Below are 20,262 nucleotides of genomic sequence, written 5' to 3'. Positions count from 1 at the left end.
TTCGTCAGCTTCCGCCCGTCCCTCCGCCAGCCGTCACGCCACGCAGGATGTCGGACATGCTGAGAATGGCCTCGGCGACCTCGATGATGCGCTTGTTCTGGTTCATCGCCGTCTTGCGGATCAGCTTGTAGGCCTCCTCCTCCGACAGGTTGCGGGTGGACATCAGCAGGCCCTTGGCGCGGTCGATCACCTTGCGCTCGTTCAGAGCCGCCTTGGCCGTTTCCAGTTCCAGGCTGACGTCGCGCAGGCGTTGCGATTGCGCCTGCACGACGTCGAGCACGGAGCGCATCAGCTTCGGCCGCAGCCCGTCCGGCGCGTAGAGCCCGGAGCCATCCTGTCCGGGCAGGGCCGGATCGGCACCCACCAGCACCATCGCGACCGGCATCACCGCATCATGTCCGCAGAGGTCGCCCTGCTCCAGGTCGGCACGCGCCTGCACCAGCTTCGCCTCGCACAGCAGGCGCAGATCCTCGGTCAGCCGGTCTTCCACCGTCTTCAGCAGATCCACACGCCGGGTGGCCTGCTCGAACCAGGATTCCGCCGTGATGCCCGACAGTTCGCCATGGCGGGCACCGTCGCCGAGCGCCACCGCCCGCATCCGCTCCACCTCCGCCACCGCCGGATCCGACAGGGCGGCGCGCAAAGCGGCGGCGTGGGCGGGTTCGGCGAACTCCGCGACGATGCGGAAGGCGCGGTTCTGCGCGTCGATCAGCCGGGCGAGCCGGCCATGCTCCGCCCCGTCGAACCGCCCGCGCGAGAAGCCGGCGCTGGCCGTCGCCCGCTCCTGCCCGGCGAACTCCTTGCCCTGCACGATGTTGAACAGCGCCACCAGCGCGCGGGAGATCGCCGGATCGGCGGCGATGTCCGCCGCCTCGAACACCACGGCAAGCAGATGGCCGACGATGTCGGTGAAGCACTTCACGGCGTCCTGCGGCACCAGCGCCAGCGACGCCACCTGCTCGCGCAGCGCCGGCAACCCGTCCAGCGCATGCAGGGCGATGGCGACCCGGTTGTAGAACTGCGCCCCCGAGCCGAGGCGGCCGAGCTGCTCGTCGACATGGTCGAGCCGGTCGCGCAGGACCGCCTCGAGCGCCTTGGCGTCGGCCTGCCAACGGGCGCGATCCTCGGCGAAGCGCTTTCCGCTGGAGCCGAGATAGATGGAGGAGGCGCCGCGTTCCTTCTGCAGCGCGTGGATCAGCCCGCTCATGTCGCGCACCAGCGCGCTGACCGCCAGAAGCTGTTCGACGTCGCGGATGCGGCACAGCTTGGCGGTGCGCAGGAACCGCGCGGCCACGGTGCCAGCTCCGCCGTCCTTGGCTTCCTGCTGTGTAGCCATCCGGCCCGATCCCCCTGCGCTGCACCCTTCACCGGTTAAGCAACCCATATGCCAGCAAAAACAGGCCACTCTCCCACAAGGGGAGAAGGGCTTCCACACCGCAAGCCGGCTGCTTCCAGCTCATGCGATTGCCTAAGAATGCGGCGAATTCGCTGAAATTTTGCGCACAGGACCGGCCAAACAGTGTGCGCCGCAACAAACACTCCGCCACCGCTGTTGAGTCGGCACCCCAACCGTCCCGGAGTCGTTCCGCCATGGCCAAGAATCCCTTCATGAGCGCCTGGCTGTCCTGGGCCAACCGTGCCACCGGCGCGTGGACCACCGCCTCCATGTCGGCAGCCAAACGCAATCAGTCGGCGGTCCTGAAATCCATGATGACGCCGCCCAAGACGTCCAAGCCGAAGCGCAAGGCCAAGCCGGCGCGCTGACCGGTGGACGGGCGGATTCTGCAAGCGATGGGCGAGGGCATGCTTGACGGTGCGCGGAGGGGATGGCCAAATCCTACCCCCTTCGTTTCACGCGCAACCGTTGAGACACGCCCCATGACCTCCGTTCGCATGCCCTCGTCGCGGCCGCCGTCGCGCTGGGCGAACCTGTTCACCGACCGGCCCGTCACCTGCATCGAGGATCTGCGGCAGCTGGCGGAATGGCGCGTGCCGCGGATGTTCTACGACTACGCGGATTCCGGCTCCTACACGGAGTCGACCTACCGCGCCAACGAGTCCGACTTCGGGCGGATCAAGCTGCGCCAGCGCGTGGCGGTGGACATGACCAACCGGACGCTGGCCAGCAGCATGGTCGGCCAGCCGGTGGCGATGCCGGTGGCGCTGGCCCCGACCGGCCTGACCGGCATGCAGCATGCCGACGGCGAGATCCTGGCCGCCCGCGCCGCGGCCAAGGCCGGCGTCCCCTTCACGCTGTCGACCATGAGCATCTGCTCGATCGAGGATGTGGCGGAGAATACCGACAAGCCCTTCTGGTTCCAGCTCTACGTCATGCGCGACCGCGCCTTCATCGACAAGCTGATCGACCGCGCCAAGGCGGCCGGCTGTTCGGCGCTGGTGCTGACGCTCGACCTGCAGATCCTCGGCCAGCGCCACAAGGACATCAAGAACGGCCTGTCCACCCCGCCGAAGCTGACCATCGGCAACATCCTGGACATGGCGACCAAGCCGCGCTGGTCGATCAACATGCTGCGCACCCACCGCCGCACCTTCCGCAACATCGTCGGCCACGCCACCGGGGTCAGCAACCTGTCGTCGCTGTCCTCCTGGACGGCGGAGCAGTTCGACCCGACGCTGAACTGGGACGACGTGCGCCGCATCCGCGACCGCTGGGGCGGCAAGCTGATCCTGAAGGGCATCCTCGACCCGGAGGACGCGGTGATGGCGGCGGAAACCGGGGCCGACGCGCTGATCGTCTCCAACCATGGCGGGCGGCAGCTGGACGGCGCCATCTCCTCCATCGCAGCTCTGCCGGGCATCGTCGAAGCGGTGGGCGACCGGATCGAAGTGCTGATGGACGGCGGCATCCGCTCCGGCCAGGACGTGGTGAAGGCGTTGGCGCTGGGCGCCAAGGGCACCTTCATCGGCCGCGCCTTCCTCTACGGCCTGGGGGCCGGCGGCGAGGCCGGCGTGTCCCAGTGCCTGGAGATCATCCGCAAGGAGATGGACGTCACCATGGCGATGTGCGGCCTGCGCGACATCAAGGACGTCACTGCCAACATCCTGGCGGGGAAGCCCGAATTCGGGATCTGACCGGTCCGCCGATGGCCCTCGGGCACGGGGTGGCGGGATGGAGTGGCGTGGAAGGTCTGCTCCGCGTCGTTCGACCCCGCCCAACCCATTCGCGTGCAGGGCTTTGTTCTACGATGCAGGATCATCGTTCCGAGAGGCCGCTGCGGGAGGGCGGCCGACCAACGGAACCGTGGCCGCGCGATGGGAAGTTCGTCAATATTTCAATCCCGCAACAATGACGCCCGCGAAAGCAGTCAATTCCCGATCCCACAAGACCAATATCGTCAAGTTTAAGTCAAGGAAAAGCCTTGGCGATAAAGATGCACCCACATGGGATGAAAGAAAGTGCAAGCTGCTTTCCCGATATCATGGCATAGTACCGCCATGATGGCATCGACCGACGAGACCGCAGTTGACATCTTCCCTCGACCCTGCGGATGACGACGGCCAGCCGTCCGCACATGATGGGGCCGCCCTGGCTTTCCTGTCCGGTGGCGGGACTGCCGGCGAGTTCATTCTGGCGCAGGACTGGGCGAACACGTCTCTGGGGCCTCCGCATCATTGGCCCCAGCCCCTCAAGACGATGGTCGGCGTCCTGATCGGCTCGAACCAGCCGATGTTCGTCATCTGGGGAGCCGAGCGCACGCTGATCTACAACACGCCTTATGCCGAGATCCTCGCCAACAAGCATCCGCAGGCGATGGGGAAGGATTTTCTCGATGTCTGGAGCGAGATACGCGGGGATCTCGAGGATCTCGTCGGCAAGGCCTATCGCGGCGAACCGGTGCAGATGGATGACATCACGCTCTTCATTGAGCGCCGCGGCTACCGGGAAGAAACCCATTTCTCCTTCTTCTACTCACCTCTCAGGGTCGATGGCGATTCGGTGGCCGGTCTTTTCTGCGCCTGCACCGAGATCACCGACCGGGTGATGATGCAGCGCCGGTTGGTGGAAAGCGAGGCCCGCGCCCGCGCCGACGCACAGCGCGTGCAACTTGCCCTCGATGCGGGCGCCATCATCGGGACCTGGTTCTGGCATCTGCCGACCGACCATTTCACGGCGGACGAACAGTTCGCCCGGTCGTTCGGGCTCTCTTCGGAGGTCTGCAGCACGGGCCTCGGCATCGAACAGGTCGTCGCGACGGTCCATCCCGACGACAAGCCCGGCCTGATGGCGGCAATCGCCGAGGTGATCGGACGCGGCGGGGCTTATGCGCATCAATACCGGGTGCGCCGCCATGACGGGCGCTACCATTGGATCGAAGCGAACGGCCGGGTCGAGCATGCCCCCGACGGCACGCCGCTGAACTTTCCGGGCGTGCTCATCGACGTTGAGTGCCGCAGGGCTGCGGAATCCGCGCTGCGCGAGAGCGAGGAGCGCTTCCGGGCCGCCGTTCAGGCCGTCAACGGCATCCTGTGGACCAACAATGCGCGTGGCGAGATGCAGGGCGAGCAGCCCGGCTGGTCCGCGCTCACCGGGCAGTCCTATGACGAGTACCGCGGCTATGGCTGGGCCCGCGCCGTCCATCCCGACGACGCCCAGGCGAGCATCGACGCCTGGAAAGCCGCGGTGGCGGAAAGTCGGACCTTCATCTTCGAACATCGGGTGCGGCGGCATGACGGCGTCTGGCGCCGTTTCAGCATCCGGGCCATCCCGCTGATCGAGTCCGGCGGGGCGATCCGCGAGTGGGTCGGCGTCCATACCGACGTGACCGAGCAGCGCGAGGCCGAGGCCGTTCTTGAGCGCTCGCGCGAGGAGTTGGAACGGCTGGTTCAGGAGCGCACCGCCCAGCTGGTGCAGGCGCAGAAGATGGAGGTCGTCGGTCAGCTCAGCGGCGGCATGGCGCACGACTTCAACAACCTTCTGCAGGGAGTCGGCGGCTGTCTCGCCGTGCTGGACCGGTATGTTCCGGACGGTCCGCCGCGCCGCCTCTTCACCGCCGCGGAGGAGGCCATCTCGCGCGGTGCCCAGCTGACGCATTCGCTGCTTGCCTTTGCCCGGCGCCAGATGCTCACGCCGAAGCCGACACGGCTGCTTTCCCTCGTGGAGGGCATGCAGCCGTTGCTCGAACGCACGCTGGGCGGCCTGATCCACTTCGACATCGACGTGCCGGCGGACACGGCCCCGGCGATGGTCGATCCGGCACAGCTGGAATCGGCGATCCTCAATCTGGCGATCAATGCCAGGGACGCGATGCCCCAGGGCGGGGTTCTGACGCTGCGCACCGAGAATGTGGCCATCCGGCGGCAGGGCGAACCCGGACGCCCGGCGGATCTGGCTCCCGGCGATTATGTGGCGATCACCCTTGCCGATACCGGAACAGGCATGGACGGGCCGACCCTGGCCAGGGCCTTCGAACCCTTCTTCACCACCAAGGACATCGGCAGGGGGTCGGGGCTCGGGCTGTCGATGGTCTATGGAATGGCTGCCCAGTCCGGCGGCGGGGTGACGATGGCAAGCAAGGCCGGCACCGGCACCACCGTAACCATCTTCATCCCACGCGCCTGGGAGGCCGAAGCGGTGGCAGCGGCGCCCTCACCCGCTCCGATGCCGGCAACCCGCAAGGTCGTGCTGCTGGCCGACGACGACCATCTGGTCCGAACCGGCGCCTCGGCCGTTCTGGAAATGCTCGGCTACAATGTGCTTGCCGCCGCGAGCGGGGTGGAGGCGCTGCAGGTGTTTCAGGACGCCGAGGCGGTCGACGTCCTGATCACCGACTATGCCATGCCCGGAATGAGCGGCGTCGCCCTGATCCAGGAGACACGGCGCCTCGCACCGGAACTGCCTGTCCTGCTCATCACCGGATATGCCGACAAGCCGGATGGGATCGAACACTGCGCGGTTCTGCACAAGCCTTTCAGGCCGCAGGCTCTCGCCGACCAGCTCTCCATCCTTTTGCGAGCGGGGTGACGGCTCGGGCGGCCGAACGGAACCACCGCCCCCTGCAACGCTTGCCCCCTGCCCTGTTGTATCGGGGCAACGTGCCATCCTGGCGCGCAACGCCGATGCATTGGGGGAGTGGTTCATGAGCGAACTCCGTGAAGGCCGCGGGTTCGGCAAGCGGATGCTGGACAGCGTCGGCGAGCCGGCGATCAAGCAGTTCGTGCATGAAGCGGTGAACGAGGCGATGCGACGGGATAGCGCTTTGCGCCAGCTGGACACCGAACGGGTGTTCGTGACGCTGCACGATGCTTCCATCGCGGCGACGGTGGAGGGGGAGCCGACCGCGATCTTCCCGCTCCTGGGATCTTCGCGGCTGGCCGAGACCATCGACCGCTTCGACAATGTCCGCACCATCGCGCATGGCCATGCCCATCACGGGACCTATCGGGGACGACGCTGCGCGGAACGCCCGTCTACAACGTGGTCCAGACCATCGCGAAGGACACCGGCCGGCCTTATGCACAGATCGAGATTTGCACTGGACTTGCTCCCTCGCCTCCCTTCGGGGAAGCAAGGCCGGGATCGGGGGGCCGGCGCCGTCGAACCGGCGTGCGCAGCGCCTCCCCCCTCCCCCATCATGCCCTCCGCCCGAGGCGGTGAGGGCGGGCGTCAGCCCATAATGTTTTCGTCAAGCACGCGGCGCGGCATGTCGACACGCTGTTCGCGGTCCTGCTTCGGCGGCTTCGTAACGCTGAAGCCGATGCCCGACAGCAGGAGGACGCCAAGCGAGGCGACCGTGACGATGTTGCAAAGCATGGTGACCAACCCTTTCCCTAACCTCTTGCAGCCACCCGACCGGGGTGGCCGGACTCTTGTTCTGCGGACTCCTGCGCAATGGACGCGGGCGACCCGTCCTTTCTTCCGTCAGCTTCGCCGAGATGAAGGAAAATTAATCGTCCGCCTTGCGAACTGCCTTTATTCCCAACATCTTGCCGGCATGGACTGTGCGGAGCGGTGAGATAGTCCCGCACCTGCGAGCTGGCAATGGACGGGCCGCGGAAATCGGCGCAGCTCTGGTTAACAAAATTGTCATGACAGAGCGCAGGACTGGGTTTTCCGGAGGTGGCGACGGCGGTCGGGAAGAGTGTTCAGACGGCGACGGTCCGGCCGGCGACGATGTGGTTCATGATGCAGGTCATCACCGGCTCGCCCCGCTGGTTCAGCGTGGTGTAGGCCAGCCGAACCGTTCCGCGGTCGCCGCGCCGCGACGGGATCGTCTCCACCACCTCCACCCGGACGCGGATGGTGTCGCCGGGGCGCACCGGGCGCAGCCAGCGCAGTTCATCCATGCCGGACCCGCCCAGGCTGGTGCCGGTGATGATGCCGGTGTCGCGGACCAGGCGGAAGGTCAGCGACAGGGTGTGGAATCCGCTGGCGATCAGCCCTTGGAACGGCCCGTCGGCCGCGGCCACCGCATCGATGTGGAAGGGCTGCGGGTCGAAACGCAGGGCGAAATCCATGATCTGGCTGTCGGTGAGGGTCGCCCCTTCCGATTCGATCACGTCGCCGATGCGGAAATCCTCGAAATGGCGGCCGGGCATCGTCTCGTCTCTCCCTTTGTCGTTGGTTTGGCTGGTCTTTGCCGGTTTCCGGGCATGACGGAAGACAGTAGACCGGAGAAGCAATCCGGCAAAGGTCCCGATTCCGGCTGCCGGGGCATAGATCGTCCGACGTAAACCTTTGGCGTAATTCGCATTCCGGTCGTGATCGGGCATGGTCCCGGTCGGATCCCAGACAATCGACGGACGGATGTCACCGCACCCCCCGCAAAGCTCCTCCCACAGCCCCTCCGCGCCATCGCCCTTCCGTTGCGTCGTGTTCTCGGTTGCCGGCCAAGCGCTGGCGCTGCCGGTCGAGGCCGTGCGGCGCTTTCTGCCATTGCCGCGGCTCGACCGCCTGCCGACCGCGCCGCAGCCGGTCGAGGGGGTGTTCCGCTATCATGGGGAGGTGGTGCCGGTTTTGCGCCTGGGCGTCCTGCTGGATCTTGCATCAGGCAAGTCAGCAGGCGGGGCGGCGGGCGGCGGACAGGCGGAGCTGTACGCGCCGCTGATCCTGATCACCTGGCAGGGTCGTCCGACAGCCCTGCTGGTCGATCAGGTCCATGGCGATGTGGCAGTGGAGGCGGATGAGCGGTTGGCCTCCGACCCGTCGCTGTCCTTCAACGGCTGTGCCGCTGGTGCCTTCCCGGACCGGCTGACCGGCCGCGCCGGCACCGTGACGCTGCTCGCCCCCGACCGGCTGCTGAACGAGGCGGAGGGCCGGCTGCTCGACGCCTTCCGCGCGGCGGAGGACCGGCGGCTGGCCCGTTGGGGGGGGGCGGCATGACTCCCGCCGCCACCGCAGCCGCAGCCATCGAGGCGATCCGCCGCGACCCGCATTTCCCGCGCCTGAAGGCAATGGTGATCGATGCCACCGGGCTCGCCTATTATGCCGACAAGGATGCAGCCTTCGCCGAACGGATCAACCGCCGCCTGCCCTTCGGCCGGATCACGACCGTTGCCGGCTATCTGGCGGCGCTGGAGGCGCAGGGACCGGGCGGGCCGGAGTATCAGGGGCTGATCAACGAGCTGGCGGTGGGGGAGACCTTCTTCTTCCGCTACATCGAGCAGTTCGACGCGCTGCGGGCCGTTGCCATTCCAGAGTGCATCCGCCGCAACCAGACGACGCGGTTGCTGCGGATCTGGAGTGCCGGCTGTTCCATCGGCCCGGAAGCCTACACGATGGAAATCCTGCTGAGGCAGCATTTCGCCAACCAACTGGACGGCTGGCAGGTCCATATCGTCGGAACCGACATCAACGGCGCCTTCCTGGAACAGGCCCGCCGCGGCACCTATGGCGACTGGGCGGTGCGCGGCCTGACGCCGGAAACGCTGGAGGCCTGCTTCGACCGCCAGGACAAGCTGTGGTCGGTGAAGCCGAGATACCGGCAATGGACCAGCTTCATGCCGTTCAATCTGGTGGAAGGCGCGATCCCGTCCTATCCGCACGGCATCGGGCATTTCGACATCATCCTGTGCCGCAACGTCATGATCTATTTCGACGAGGCGACGCGGCACCGGCTGCTGGGAAACCTGCACGACGCCCTGGCCGACGGCGGCTGGCTGGTGGTCGGCCATGCCGAGGCCGGGCCGCAGATGAACGACCTGTTCATCCCGGTCTCGGTCCCCGGCGCCACGCTCTACCGCAAGCAGGGCGACCGGGCCGGCCTGGCGCCGGCCGCCGCGCCGAGCCCAGTCACGGCGGCACCGGCACCGATGCCGGCCATCAAGCCGCGGCGCACGGCAGCGGCCAAGCCCGCGTCGAAAGCCCCATCCAATGTCGCGTCCAGGGCGGCAGTCCCGCCGACGGCTCCCACCCCGCCGGATCAGGCGGAGACCAACGAGCGCTCCTCCCTGCTGGAGGCCTGTCTGGCACGGGTGGAGGCCAACCGGATGGACCCCGCCGCCCATTACCAGTTGGGGCTGGTGGAGGAGGAACTGGGCGTCGGCGATCCGGTCGCGGCCTTCAAGCGGGCGCTGTATCTCGACCCGCGCTTCGTGCTGGCCGACTATCATCTGGCACTGGCCTATTGGCGCCGCGGCCGGCTGGTCTCGGCGCAGCGCCATTTCCGCAACGCCCGCGAAGCGCTGGAAAGCCTTGCCGACGACAGAGCGGTGACAGAGGGCGGCGGCCTGACCGTGCAGGAGCTGCGCGGAATGCTCGACCTCTGGCTGACCGGTGAGGAGGGCTGATGGACGGGGATGCTTCCCAAGGACGGGCTGCAGACAGCGCGATCGACTGGCAGGAGGTGCGCGGAAGGCTGGCGCGCCGCAATGCCGTCCTGGCGCAGAGCTTCGCCGGCCGCGGCCCCTGGGCCGACGCCCTGCTGGACCGCCGCGCCGAGGAACTCGCCGAACCGCCGCCCGCCTTCGACAGGGAAAGCGCCGGCATTCCCATGCTGGTCGCGCGCGGAGCCGAGACGCTGTATGGGCTGGAGCTGCGCCATCTCGGCCAGATCGTCCCGATGCCGCGGCTGGCCCGCGTGCCGGGCGCGCCGCACGCCGTGTTGGGGGTGATCGCCATCGCCGGCCGGGTGATGCGGCTGTTCGACATCGACCGCCTGTGCGGAAGCGGTCCGGGCGCCGGGGCCGAGGCGGAACAGTCCGGCTATGCCGTGGTCCTGCGCACCGGCGGCCGCCCGGCGGCCCTGCGGCTGAGGGAGGTGGAGCGGGTGGCCGACATCGTCCCGCCGCGCACCCCCGCCCCGGCGGAGGCCGGGCCGCTGGTCCGGGCGATCGCCGGGGACCGCATGGCGATCCTCGACATGGCGGCTCTGCTCGACGCCGTGAAGACCTGAACCCTGCCGTCAAGACCGATCCACCTGCATTTGAGCCGTCCGGGGCTGGAGTCCGAGAATGAACATCAAAGTCGCGCACAAGCTGGTCCTGGGGTTCGGCGTGGTCTGCGTCCTGACCGCGCTGCTGGCGCTGTACCAGATGGCGCGGTTTTCCGACGCGCTGACCGTCATCATGGCGGTGTCCAGCTACGACACCGAAGCCGCCAATCTGGTGACGGACGTCGGCAACCTGCAGGCAGAGCTGCGCAGCACGCGCGAGACCGCGCTGAACGCCGTCACCGTGGCCAATGCCGAAGGGAGGGTCCTGGACATCCCGAACATCATGTTGCCGCTGCACCGGCAGTATGACGAGGTCGGAGCGAAGCTGCGCGACAGGCTGGGCCGGCTGCGCGCGCTGGTGGCGGAACGCTCCGCCTACAGCGTGACCGACAACCGGCGCAAGGGCTGGGTGGAACTGGACACCGCGGTCACGGAGATGAGCCGCGCCATCACCATGGTGGGTGAGGAGGCGCGGACCATCTACACCATGCTGGAGCGCAACCAGGTGCCCGAGGCGCTGCAGCGCCGCCAGCGGGTGGACGAGCTGCGCAAGAACATGGAGGCGCGCATCGCCGCCGCCCAGACGGCCATAGAAGATCTGACGGAGACCGGCCGAGGCGACATCCAGGCGATCTACAATTCGGCCATCCAGTCCTCGATCGTCGCCCTGGTCGTCGTCTTCCTGATCGCGGTGGGCGTGGCCTATCTGATCGGCAGCTCCATCACGCGCCGGCTCGGCCGCGCCATCGATTTCGTCACCAAGGTCGGCCATGGCGACCTGACGCAGGAGATCGCCATCCCCGGCAAGGACGAGCTGGCCATTCTGGGCCAGCACCTGAACGAGATGGCCGGCCGGCTGAAATCGATGGCCCGCACCACCCGCGAGACCGCCGAGAGCGTCCACGCGGCCACCGCCCAGATCCGCGCTTCGACCCAGCAGCAGTCGGCCAGCGTCGCCGAACAGCTGGCGGCGGTGGAGCAGACCACGGCCACCCTGTCGGAGATCACCGAATCCGGCGCCCAGATCAACCGCCGCGCCCAGGACGTCGCCCACGGCGCCCAGACGGTGGCGACCTCCAGCCAGTCCGGCATGAAGGCGGTCGACGACACCATCCAGGCGATGGACGCCATCCGCGAGCAGGCCGAAGCGGTGGCCGAGAACATCGTCATGCTCTCGGAACGCACCCAGGCGATCGGCGAGATCATCGTGACGGTGAACGACATCGCCGAGCGCTGCCACCTGCTGGCGCTGAACGCCGCCATCGAGGCGGCGGCGGCCGGCGAGCATGGCCGCACCTTCTCCATCGTCGCCGGCGAGATCAAGAGCCTGGCCGACCAGTCGAAGGAGGCGACCGCGCAGGTCCGCTCCAACCTGTCGGAGATCCAGCACGGCATCAACGCCTCGGTCATGCTGACGGAGGAGGCGGTCAAGCGCGTCGCCGCCGGGAAGCGCCAGACCGATGCCACCCAGTCCACCATCCGCACCATGGCCGAGAACATTCAGGAGAGCGTGCTGGCCTTCCAGCAGATCGTCGCCGGCACCAACCAGCAGCAGATCGGCCTGGAGCAGGTGATCCAGGCGCTGCAGAACATCCGCGAGGCGAGCAGCCAGACCGCCGCCGGCACCCGCCAGCTGGAAGGTGCCGCCGCCAACCTGAACAACCTCGGCCAGGGTCTGGTCGAGGCGGTGCGGAACTACCGGGTGTGACGATGCGCCGCCAGCAAGCAAGCTCCCGGCGCCGGAGCGCCTGATGGACATCCGCCAGCGCCTGCTCGCCGCGTTCGAGCTTGAGCACAAGGATCACCTCGCGGTGATCCGCGCCGGGCTGCGCGAAGCCGAGGCGACGGGGGAGGCGCCGGATCTCGTCGACATCCACCGGCGCGCCCACAGCCTGAAGGGCGCCGCCCGTGCCGTCGACCTGCCGGAGGTGGAGGCGATCTCCCACCGATTGGAAGCCGCCTTCATCGCGGTGCAGAAGGGCGAAGCGGTGCTGGACGCCGGCGCCATCGCCGTGGTGCGCCGGGCGCTCGACGCCATCGAGGATCTGGTCGCCTGGTCGCTCCAGGGCGGCGAGGAGGTGGAGATCGCCGGCGTGCTGGCCGATCTCGACAGGCTGGCCGGCGGCCGGAACGGCCACGCACCGCCGCCCGGCCGGACCATTGCGGCACCGCCCTCCCCGGCACGGGCGGAGCGCCGGGCGCCACGGCCGCGCGCCGAGGCGGTCGATGCCGAGTCCGCGGCGCTGGTCAGCATCGCAGCGCAAGGGCTGGAGCGGCTGTCGGAGACCGCGTCGGCCCTGCTGCCGGAGGTGGAGGCACAGGCCGGGCTCGGCGAGGAATTGCGGGCGATGCGAAGGGAATGGCGGGCGCTTGACCGGGCGTGGCGCCATCTGCGGGTGCAGATCGGGCGTGGTGTCCAGGGTGACGCCGGTGCCGACGCGCTGGACGGCCGCGGCACCCTGCCGGCGCTGCTGGCCTTCGAACGGCGCTTCCGCGCGCTGGGCGGGGCGCTGGATTCGGCGCACCGCAGCCATGACCGGCTGCTGTGGTCGATGCGGCGCTGGGGCGGCGGCTTCCAGCAGGACATGCGGCGCCTGCGCATGCTGCCGGCGGAGAACCAGCTGGGCGGGTTGGGCCGCATGGTGCGTGACATCAGCCGGACCGAAGGCAAGGAGGTCGAGGTCGATGTCCGCGGGCTGGAGGTGGAGGCCGACCGCGCCGTCCTGCAACGGCTGAAGGACCCGATCCTTCACATCGCCCGCAACGCCGTCAGCCACGGCATCGAGACGCCGGCGGAACGGCTGGCGCTGGGCAAGCGGCCGGCGGCGCGGGTCACCATCGCCGCGTCGGTGGAGGGTGCGCGCCTGCGCCTGCGCATCGAGGATGACGGGCGCGGGCTGGACCGCGGCGCGATCCTGCGCAAGGCGGCGGAGCGCGGGCTGATCGACGCCGACGAGCTGTCGTCAGGCGAGGAGATGCCGCTGGAACGGCTGACCGAGTTCCTGTTCCATCCCGGCTTTTCCACCGCCGCCCGCACCACCGAGCTGGCCGGGCGCGGCATGGGGCTGGCCATCGCCCGGCGCGAGGTGGAGCGGCTGCAGGGCAACCTGACCATCGCCGAGCGGCCGGACGGCGGCACCGCCGTCACCATCGAGGTGCCGCTCAGCCTGTTGAGCCAGCGGCTGGTCTTCGTCGCCGTGCAGGACCAGATCCTGGCGATCCCCTCGGCCGACGTGGTCCGGCTGCGCACCAGCAGCGCGGACACCCTGTTCTCCGGCGTCGGCATTCCGATGATCCGCATCGGCGAGGAGGAAATCCCCGTCACCTCGTTGGCGGCGCTGCTGGGCATGGAGGCGCCGGTGGTGCCGAGCGCCGAACGGTCACTGTCGCTGGTGGTGGTGCGGGCGGCGGACCGGCGGCTGGCGCTGGCGGTCGACCGCTTCGTCGCCACGCGCGAGACGGTGGTGACCGCGGCGGATGAGATCGGGCTCGATTCCGGCCGCTATCTCGGCACCGCGCTGATGGACGATGGCGGGCCGGCACTCGTGCTGAACATTCCCGGCCTGATGCCGCTGCCCGGAAGCGTCCTGCCCGCCCCGGCCCGCCCCGCGGAGGAGGCCGCCCCTGCCAGCGCGCATATCCTGGTCGTCGATGACAGCATCACCACCCGGACGCTGGAAAAGAGCATCCTCGAAGCCCATGGTTATCGGGTGACGTTGTGCGTGGACGGGCGCGAGGCCCTGGAACGCCTGTCGGAAGGGATGGAGGTTGGCCTGATCATCAGCGACGTCGAGATGCCGCGCATGGACGGCTTCGCCCTGCTGCAGGCGGTGAAGGCGGACAGGCGGCTGGCTGAGATCCCGGTGATCCTCGTCACCTCGCGCGCCAGCGACGAGGACCGCGAACGAGGCCTGCGGCTGGGCGCCGACGCCTACATCGTCAAGACGCGCTTCGACCAGAACGAGCTTCTGGCCGGCATCCGGCGGCTGCTGTGAGCGCGCCGGAGAAAGCGGGTTCCCGACGCATCCGCGTGCTGGTGGTCGAGGACAGCCCCGTCATCCAGCAGCTCCTCGGCCACGTCATCGGCGCCGACCCGCGGCTGGAGGTGGCGGGCATCGCGTCCAGCGGCGAGCAGGCGCTGCGCATGATCGAGCGGGCGGCCCCCGACGTGGTGTCGCTCGACATCCGCCTGCCGGGCATCGACGGATTCGAGGTGACCAGCCGCATCATGCGCCAGAACCCGCTGCCCATCGTGGTGGTGGCGTCCGACGTGCGCGACCTCGACATTCCGATGCGGGCGCTGCAGGCCGGAGCGCTGGCGGTGGTGGAGAAGCCGGGCAGCGTGGCGCGCGCCGACTACCAGACGGTGGCGCACCATCTCTGCACCCAACTGGTCATCATGAGCCAGGTGAAGGTGATCCGCCACCGCATCACCGCCCGTCCCGCGCGGCCGACCGGCGGCATGGTGCCGGAAACCGCCGCGCCCGACGCGGCCGACGCGCGGCTGCCGGATGCGGCGGTGACGGCCGACGGGCGTCTGCGGCGGTTCCGTGCTGTCGGGCTGGTGGCGTCCACCGGCGGGCCGGCGGCCCTGGCACGGGTCCTGAAGGACCTGCCGCCGGGCTTCGCCATGCCCGTCTTCGTGGTCCAGCACATGGGCGCGCCCTTCATGGCCGGCTTCGCCAACTGGCTGGGCACCGTCTCCCCCCTGCCGGTGCGGCTGGGCGAAGCGGGGCTGGTGCCGCGGCCCGGCATCGTCTATGTGGCGCCCGGCGACCGCCATATGCGGGTGGAGAACGGCGTCATCCGCCTGTCCGACGACCCGCTGGTCTGCGGCCAGCGCCCGTCCGGCGAGGAACTGTTCCGGTCGATGGCACGCGCCTATGGCGCGGCCGGAATCGGCGTGCTGCTGACCGGAATGGGCGAGGACGGCGCGCGGGGATTGGTGGACATGCAAAAGGTCGGCGCATACACCATTGCCGAACACGCCTCGACGGCGGTCATCCACAGCATGCCGGGCACCGCGGTGCGGTTGGGCGGTGCGGTGGAGGAACTGCCTCTCGACCGGGTGGCCGGACGGCTGCTGCAACTGACCTCCGACGATAAGATGGCGTCATGAACGGACTCCGCACCTTGGTTGTCATGGGTTCCCAGACGCAGGGGCTTCTGCTGAAGCTGCTGCTGGAGGAACGCGGCGTGGAGACCGTCTGCGTCGAAGGCATCGAACCGGCCCTGGCCGCGATCGCCGGCACTGCCCAGGATCTGCTGATCGTCGAGGGCGAGCTTGCCGGCCCGACCGGTCTGGCGGAACTGCGGGCGCGCAGCGATGCCGCCGTGCTCGTGCTCGGCCGCGGCGCCGGCGAGCATGACCCGTCCGATCCCAAAGCGGTGGTGGAGAACGCCTGCGCCCTGCTGGACCGGCGCAGCGCACCGCCGACCGAGCCGGAGATCTTCCGCCGCGCCCACATCCTGATCGTCGACGACAGCGCCACCTACCGCGAATTCCTGCGCGCAGAACTGGAGCATGAAGGCTGTACCGTCACCGCCGCCCGCAATGCCGACGAGGCGGTGGCGGCGCTGGCCGGCGGCGGGCTGGACTGCGTCATCCTGGACCTGGTGATGCCGGGAACCAGCGGCACCCAACTGTGCGAACGATTCGACAGGTTCCGGCGTCAGCGCGGTCTGTTCTTCCAGATCGTGATCCTGACCAGCCAGGACGACGAAGAGCAACTGATGATCAGCCTGAATGCCGGCGCAGATGATTTCGTTGGAAAGGCACAGGAGATGAACGTCCTGAAGGTCCGCCTGATGGCTCTTCTGCGTCGGAAATACTTCGTAGAGGACCATCTTATGCGGCTGCCGCGGCCTTAACCTTCCGCATAGGAGGGAGTAGAGCCATCGTGTGATTTCACAAGTCCGATCGTCCGTTTATTCTCTGCCGGCTGTTTGAAACCGTCCGACGATCGAGCCGGTGCCCATGGCGATCAGCCTCCAGCCCTTCCACGGGACCTCGATCCCCAAAGATACCGACGCGAAAGACACCGACGCGATGCCCCGATCCTCGGCCAGCCCCATGTCACCGACCGATCAGCGTTACCGGGAGTGTCTGGACAACGCACGGCGCGTCTGCGCTGCCGGAACGGTCCCCACCATGCTGGTGATCGGCGGGCCGGAGATGGCCGCCGTCCGCTGCAACGAGCCGCTGGCCGCCCTGCTGAACCGCCCGCGCGCAGCATCCCACGACGAGAGCGGCCCCAGCCTGCTGCCCGGCGGCTGGACGGCGGTGGCCGAGGCGCTGCGCCCGCTCTATGTGGACGAAGGGGATGCGACGGCGGACGACCGGCCGGAGTCGTCACTGTTGAGCCTGCCGACCGACCCGCCGCTGAGCCTGCGCGCCGCGCCGCTTCTGGTCAACGGGCATGTGGTGGGGGTTCTGGCCTCGGCGACGCTGGACGGCGCCATCGCGCAGATGGCCGAGACCATGCGGGCGGAGGTGGCGCGCACCACCGCGGCGCGCTCCCGNTGACCTGCGCCAGCCCTTCCAGGCGATGCGGCTGTTCCTGGACGCCCTGACCAGCCAGGTGGACGGCAATGCGAGGGCGACCCGCACCGCCGGGATGCTGGCCAACGCCATGACGGCGGGCGAGCAACTGCTGAATGCCCTGCTGGACATCTCCACGCTCGACGCCGGGACGGTGGAACCCGATCTGCAGCCGGTATCGCTCGACGCGATGCTGCAGTCACTGGCCGAGGAATTCCGTCCCCAGGCTGAGGAGAAGGGCCTGCGCCTGCGCGTCCATGTGCCGGACGAGGCGGGCGGAGCGGTCACCCGCAGCGACCCGATCCTTCTGGGCCGCATCGTCCGCAACCTGCTGGCCAACGCCATCCGCTACACCCAGCGCGGCGGCATCCTGCTGGGCCTGCGCAAGCGTGACGGGCAGTGGCGGATCGAGGTGTGGGACACCGGCTTCGGCATCCCGCAGGACAAGCTGGACGTCATCTTCGACGAGTTCCACCAGCTGACCAACCCCAGCCGGGATCCCACGCGCGGCCTGGGCCTGGGCCTTGCCATCGTGCGGCGGCTGTCGGTGCTGCTGCAGGCACCCATCGATGTGCAGTCGCGGTCGGGGCGTGGGTCGGTCTTCGCCGTCACCGTGAACCGGCTGGAGGGCGAGGCGCCGGCCGACACCCCGACGGTCGGCGTTCACGCCGACGGCGGCCCGTCGGGGGTGCCGCTGGACGGCATGCGCATCCTGGTGGTGGACGACGACAGCATGGTGCTGTCCGGCCTGCTGCTGACGCTGGAAAGCTGGGGCTGCGCCTTCGTCTCCGCATCGAACATGCGCGAGGTCTTCGCCGCGGTCGATGGGCTGGAAGGACCGCCAGACGCCATCCTGACCGACCTGCGCCTGCCGGGGAAGGTGTCCGGCTTCGACGTGATCGACCGCGTGCGCAAGCTGTTCATGGCCGACATTCCGGCCGTGGTGCTGACCGGCGAGACGGCGCCCGAATCCCTGCTGGAAGGCCAGCGCCGCGGCTGTGCCTTCCTGCACAAGCCGTTGCACCCCGGCGACCTGCGCCGGGTGCTGGAGGAGGTGCGGCGGGACGGGAAGGCGGCCTGTTATACCGGCTCACGCCTGAACTGACTCTCGGGCCGCAGGGGATTCCGGTTCCCNAGAGTCAGTTCAAGCGTGAGCCGGTATGACCCGCTGGCCTGGGTTCTAAACATGGGAAGCGGGAACGGTTGGGTTTGTCTGGTCGGGGATGATCGGGAGACCAGCTCGGGACCGGGCGGCTTCGACGCCCCGTCGCTGGTGCAGGTGCTGGAACGAGCGTCGGCTGTTGCCGTCTATTCGGGTGCGGCCGATGCGAAGTTCTACACCACCTTCGCGGCGGCGGCTGTCCTGGGTGGACGGGTTGTCGTTATCGAGACGCAGTTTGCCCAGCACGTGGCATGGCTCGCCTTTGTTCGTGCGCATGCACCGTATGCAAACCTTCTCGACATCTGCCCGCCCGGCGGAACGGCGTGACGATGAAAAGCCGTGGGCTATTTCCGGGACCGGCTGATGGCGCTGCTGCGACCCGCACGGCGACCTACCGGCGCTGGGATATCAGGCCAGCGGTGGGCCGTCTGATGGAACGCGCGTACGCGCGTTGGAAGCACTGATGGATAGCATTGAATCATGGATCGAACCGCCGCCGCCGCCCCTGTCGATCCGCGAACAGGATGAACGGCTACGCGCCGGCATCGAGTCCGCCGCTCCCCCGCCGGAACCACCGCGCGTCGAAATTGTTCCGGGGGACTTGCCCATCACGATTTCCGATGCGGAAGACGCGCTGCTCGCCAGCGGCATCGAGCTGTTTCAAAGCGGCGGGCGGCTGGTGCGGCCCGGCGTCTGCCCTGTGGCTGTAACCGGCGGTGAAGTGACTGGCCTGCGGCTGGTGGAAGTCGGCGTGCCGAACCTCGTGGAGTTGATGACCAAGGCGGCGACCTGGGAGAAGATCGACGGTCGGTCGGGGGAGTGGGTGCGGACCAACTGTCCGCGTGCCGTGGCGGAGGGCTATGCCGCCCGTGTCGGGCAATGGAAGCTGAGGGTGCTGACCGGGCTTATCGAAGCGCCGACGCTCCGCCCCGATGGCAGCCTGTTGGACAAGGCGGGCTACGACCCCGCCACCGGTCTTTTGCTCCGCCCCAGTTGCAATGTGCCCCGCATCAAGGCGCGACCGACCCGCGACGATGCGCTGACGGCCCTGGCGCTGCTGACCGATCTGGTAGCCGATTTCCCGTTTCTGGATCGCGGGGCGCCCGACCACTGGCCGGATCGGTCGGTGGCGCTGTCGGCCATTCTGACGGCACTGGTGCGGCGTTCTCTGCCAACCGCACCGCTGCATGGGTTTTCCGCCCCGGTAGCCGGTAGCGGCAAGTCCATGCTGGTGGACATCGTGAGCCTGATCGCCACCGGCCGGCGGGCCGCGGTGATTTCTCAGGGCAAGACCGAAGAGGAATTCGGGAAGCGGCTTGCCGGGATGATCCTGGCCGGCGACGCTCTGGTGTCGGTGGACAACTGTGACATTCCGCTGGGTGGCGACCTGCTCTGTCAGACGCTGACACAGCCGACGCTGAAGCTGCGCCCGCTGGGCGGTTCGGTCATGGTCGATGCGCCCAGCAATGCGGCGCTGTTTGCGACGGGGAACAACCTGACCCTGCGCGGCGACATGACCCGGCGTGCGCTGGTGGCTCGCCTCGACCCGCAGTGCGAGCGGCCGGAACTGCGCAAAGGGTTCAGGCACGATCCGCTGGCGCTGATAACCGCATCACGGGGGAAGTACATCGCGGCGGCGCTGACGGTGCTGCGCGCCTTCCATGTGGCCGGGCGGCCGGTCCGGCTGGACCCGCTGGGCAGCTTCACCGACTGGTCGGACTTCGTGCGCTCCGCGCTGGTGTGGTTGGGAGAGGCGGACCCATGCCAGACGATGGACGATACCCGCGCGGCAGACCCCACGCTTGATGCTCTATCGGCTGTTCTGGCGACGTGGCGGAAGGTGATCGGGCTGGATCGCGTCACCGTTTCGGAGGTGATCCGGCAGGCGACCGCGCCTCAATCCGGCGGGCTGTTCCAATCCAACCCCGACCTGCCGGAGTTCCGCGAAGCGCTGCTGACGGTGGCCGGCGATGGCGGTGCGATCAACGGCCGGCGGCTTGGTAAGTGGTTGGGGCGCAACAAAGATCGGATCGTGGACGGCATGCGGATCGTGCAAGATTCCAAGCTGGATGGAAACGTTATGTGGCGGCTGAAGACGGGCGATCCGTAGCAGCGCGAGCTATAGAGAAGTGGGTTTAGTGGGTTTAGTTCTACTGTGTCATAAAGTG

Annotated in this window: 16 protein-coding genes; 13 read left to right on the top strand and 3 right to left on the bottom strand. The window is 68.4% G+C overall.

Features of this window, described 5'->3' with window-relative positions; translation table 11 throughout:
- Positions 1-4 precede the first annotated feature (4 nt).
- On the bottom strand, positions 5-1,336 hold the full coding sequence (locus A6A40_RS14790; RefSeq protein WP_108546705.1) for a nitrate regulatory protein: 1,332 nt from the start codon (positions 1,334-1,336) through the stop codon (positions 5-7).
- A gap of 254 nt (positions 1,337-1,590) precedes the next feature.
- On the opposite strand from A6A40_RS14790, the gene A6A40_RS30705 reads away from it, so the two are divergent.
- The 3 genes from A6A40_RS30705 (at position 1,591) to A6A40_RS14780 (ending at position 5,983) form a co-directional block, all read left to right on the top strand.
- A complete protein-coding gene (locus A6A40_RS30705; protein ID WP_158279292.1) occupies positions 1,591-1,764 on the top strand; it encodes a hypothetical protein in 174 nt (57 codons plus the stop codon).
- A gap of 129 nt (positions 1,765-1,893) precedes the next feature.
- Positions 1,894-3,093 carry an alpha-hydroxy acid oxidase gene (locus A6A40_RS14785; RefSeq protein WP_108547235.1) on the top strand — a complete coding sequence of 400 codons (1,200 nt, stop codon included), beginning with the start codon at positions 1,894-1,896 and terminating at the stop codon, positions 3,091-3,093.
- A 391-nt stretch (positions 3,094-3,484) separates the two neighbouring features.
- On the top strand, positions 3,485-5,983 hold the full coding sequence (locus A6A40_RS14780; RefSeq protein WP_146191564.1) for a hybrid sensor histidine kinase/response regulator: 2,499 nt from the start codon (positions 3,485-3,487) through the stop codon (positions 5,981-5,983).
- 642 nt (positions 5,984-6,625) lie between these two features.
- Here the strand turns inward: A6A40_RS14780 and A6A40_RS30990 are convergent.
- Together A6A40_RS30990 and A6A40_RS14770 are read right to left on the bottom strand one after the other, a co-directional pair.
- Positions 6,626-6,772, bottom strand: a complete 147-nt coding sequence (locus A6A40_RS30990) for a hypothetical protein (RefSeq protein WP_167562477.1) — start codon at positions 6,770-6,772, stop codon at positions 6,626-6,628.
- 332 nt (positions 6,773-7,104) lie between these two features.
- On the bottom strand, positions 7,105-7,557 hold the full coding sequence (locus tag A6A40_RS14770; RefSeq protein ID WP_108546703.1) for a MaoC family dehydratase: 453 nt from the start codon (positions 7,555-7,557) through the stop codon (positions 7,105-7,107).
- A gap of 208 nt (positions 7,558-7,765) precedes the next feature.
- On the opposite strand from A6A40_RS14770, the gene A6A40_RS14765 reads away from it, so the two are divergent.
- From A6A40_RS14765 to A6A40_RS14720, 10 genes are all read left to right on the top strand, one after another.
- Complete coding sequence (locus A6A40_RS14765; RefSeq protein WP_236783801.1) at positions 7,766-8,341, top strand: chemotaxis protein CheW; 576 nt, start codon at positions 7,766-7,768, stop codon at positions 8,339-8,341.
- Positions 8,338-9,747: a CheR family methyltransferase gene (locus A6A40_RS14760; RefSeq protein WP_108546701.1), complete on the top strand. Its 1,410-nt coding sequence runs from the start codon at positions 8,338-8,340 to the stop codon at positions 9,745-9,747. The genes A6A40_RS14765 and A6A40_RS14760 overlap by 4 nt, the downstream gene beginning before the upstream one ends.
- Positions 9,747-10,352 carry a chemotaxis protein CheW gene (locus A6A40_RS14755; RefSeq protein WP_108546700.1) on the top strand — a complete coding sequence of 202 codons (606 nt, stop codon included), beginning with the start codon at positions 9,747-9,749 and terminating at the stop codon, positions 10,350-10,352. The genes A6A40_RS14760 and A6A40_RS14755 overlap by 1 nt, the downstream gene beginning before the upstream one ends.
- 58 nt (positions 10,353-10,410) lie before the next feature.
- Complete coding sequence (locus A6A40_RS14750) at positions 10,411-12,099, top strand: methyl-accepting chemotaxis protein (RefSeq protein WP_108546699.1); 1,689 nt, start codon at positions 10,411-10,413, stop codon at positions 12,097-12,099.
- A 43-nt stretch (positions 12,100-12,142) separates the two neighbouring features.
- Positions 12,143-14,386, top strand: coding sequence for a hybrid sensor histidine kinase/response regulator (locus A6A40_RS14745; protein WP_108546698.1), 2,244 nt, complete (start codon positions 12,143-12,145; stop codon positions 14,384-14,386).
- Between the two features lie 35 nt (positions 14,387-14,421).
- Entirely contained in the window at positions 14,422-15,510 is a 1,089-nt protein-coding gene (locus tag A6A40_RS14740) for a chemotaxis protein CheB (protein ID WP_108546697.1), read from the top strand.
- A 23-nt stretch (positions 15,511-15,533) separates the two neighbouring features.
- Complete coding sequence (locus tag A6A40_RS14735) at positions 15,534-16,262, top strand: response regulator transcription factor (RefSeq protein ID WP_236783800.1); 729 nt, start codon at positions 15,534-15,536, stop codon at positions 16,260-16,262.
- A 677-nt stretch (positions 16,263-16,939) separates the two neighbouring features.
- Entirely contained in the window at positions 16,940-18,037 is a 1,098-nt protein-coding gene (locus A6A40_RS31340) for an ATP-binding response regulator (protein ID WP_335645190.1), read from the top strand.
- Positions 18,038-18,067: 30 nt separating this feature from the next.
- Positions 18,068-18,421, top strand: a 354-nt coding sequence (locus A6A40_RS14725) for a hypothetical protein (protein WP_146191582.1), incomplete at its 5' end; no start/stop codon positions are given.
- A 136-nt stretch (positions 18,422-18,557) separates the two neighbouring features.
- Positions 18,558-20,204 carry a hypothetical protein gene (locus tag A6A40_RS14720; protein ID WP_108546695.1) on the top strand — a complete coding sequence of 549 codons (1,647 nt, stop codon included), beginning with the start codon at positions 18,558-18,560 and terminating at the stop codon, positions 20,202-20,204.
- Positions 20,205-20,262: the final 58 nt, after the last annotated feature.

It is taken from the genome of Azospirillum humicireducens, from assembly GCF_001639105.2.
Taxonomy (GTDB): Bacteria; Pseudomonadota; Alphaproteobacteria; order Azospirillales; family Azospirillaceae; genus Azospirillum; species Azospirillum humicireducens.
This window is presented reverse-complemented; position numbering and strand designations above follow the sequence as displayed.

Excerpts from the sequence above, each read along its gene's own strand:
- A6A40_RS30705 (WP_158279292.1), top strand. The coding sequence starts at position 1,591 with ATGGCCAAGAATCCCTTCATGAGCGCCTGGCTGTCCTGGGCCAACCGT.
- A6A40_RS14750 (WP_108546699.1), top strand. The coding sequence starts at position 10,411 with ATGAACATCAAAGTCGCGCACAAGCTGGTCCTGGGGTTCGGCGTGGTC.
- A6A40_RS14760 (WP_108546701.1), top strand. The coding sequence starts at position 8,338 with ATGACTCCCGCCGCCACCGCAGCCGCAGCCATCGAGGCGATCCGCCGC.
- A6A40_RS14735 (WP_236783800.1), top strand. The coding sequence starts at position 15,534 with ATGGGTTCCCAGACGCAGGGGCTTCTGCTGAAGCTGCTGCTGGAGGAA.
- A6A40_RS14790 (WP_108546705.1), bottom strand. The coding sequence starts at position 1,336 with ATGGCTACACAGCAGGAAGCCAAGGACGGCGGAGCTGGCACCGTGGCC.
- A6A40_RS14765 (WP_236783801.1), top strand. The coding sequence starts at position 7,766 with ATGTCACCGCACCCCCCGCAAAGCTCCTCCCACAGCCCCTCCGCGCCA.
- A6A40_RS14720 (WP_108546695.1), top strand. The coding sequence starts at position 18,558 with ATGGATAGCATTGAATCATGGATCGAACCGCCGCCGCCGCCCCTGTCG.
- A6A40_RS14770 (WP_108546703.1), bottom strand. The coding sequence starts at position 7,557 with ATGCCCGGCCGCCATTTCGAGGATTTCCGCATCGGCGACGTGATCGAA.
- A6A40_RS14755 (WP_108546700.1), top strand. The coding sequence starts at position 9,747 with ATGGACGGGGATGCTTCCCAAGGACGGGCTGCAGACAGCGCGATCGAC.
- A6A40_RS30990 (WP_167562477.1), bottom strand. The coding sequence starts at position 6,772 with ATGCTTTGCAACATCGTCACGGTCGCCTCGCTTGGCGTCCTCCTGCTG.
- A6A40_RS14745 (WP_108546698.1), top strand. The coding sequence starts at position 12,143 with ATGGACATCCGCCAGCGCCTGCTCGCCGCGTTCGAGCTTGAGCACAAG.
- A6A40_RS31340 (WP_335645190.1), top strand. The coding sequence starts at position 16,940 with ATGCGGCTGTTCCTGGACGCCCTGACCAGCCAGGTGGACGGCAATGCG.
- A6A40_RS14785 (WP_108547235.1), top strand. The coding sequence starts at position 1,894 with ATGCCCTCGTCGCGGCCGCCGTCGCGCTGGGCGAACCTGTTCACCGAC.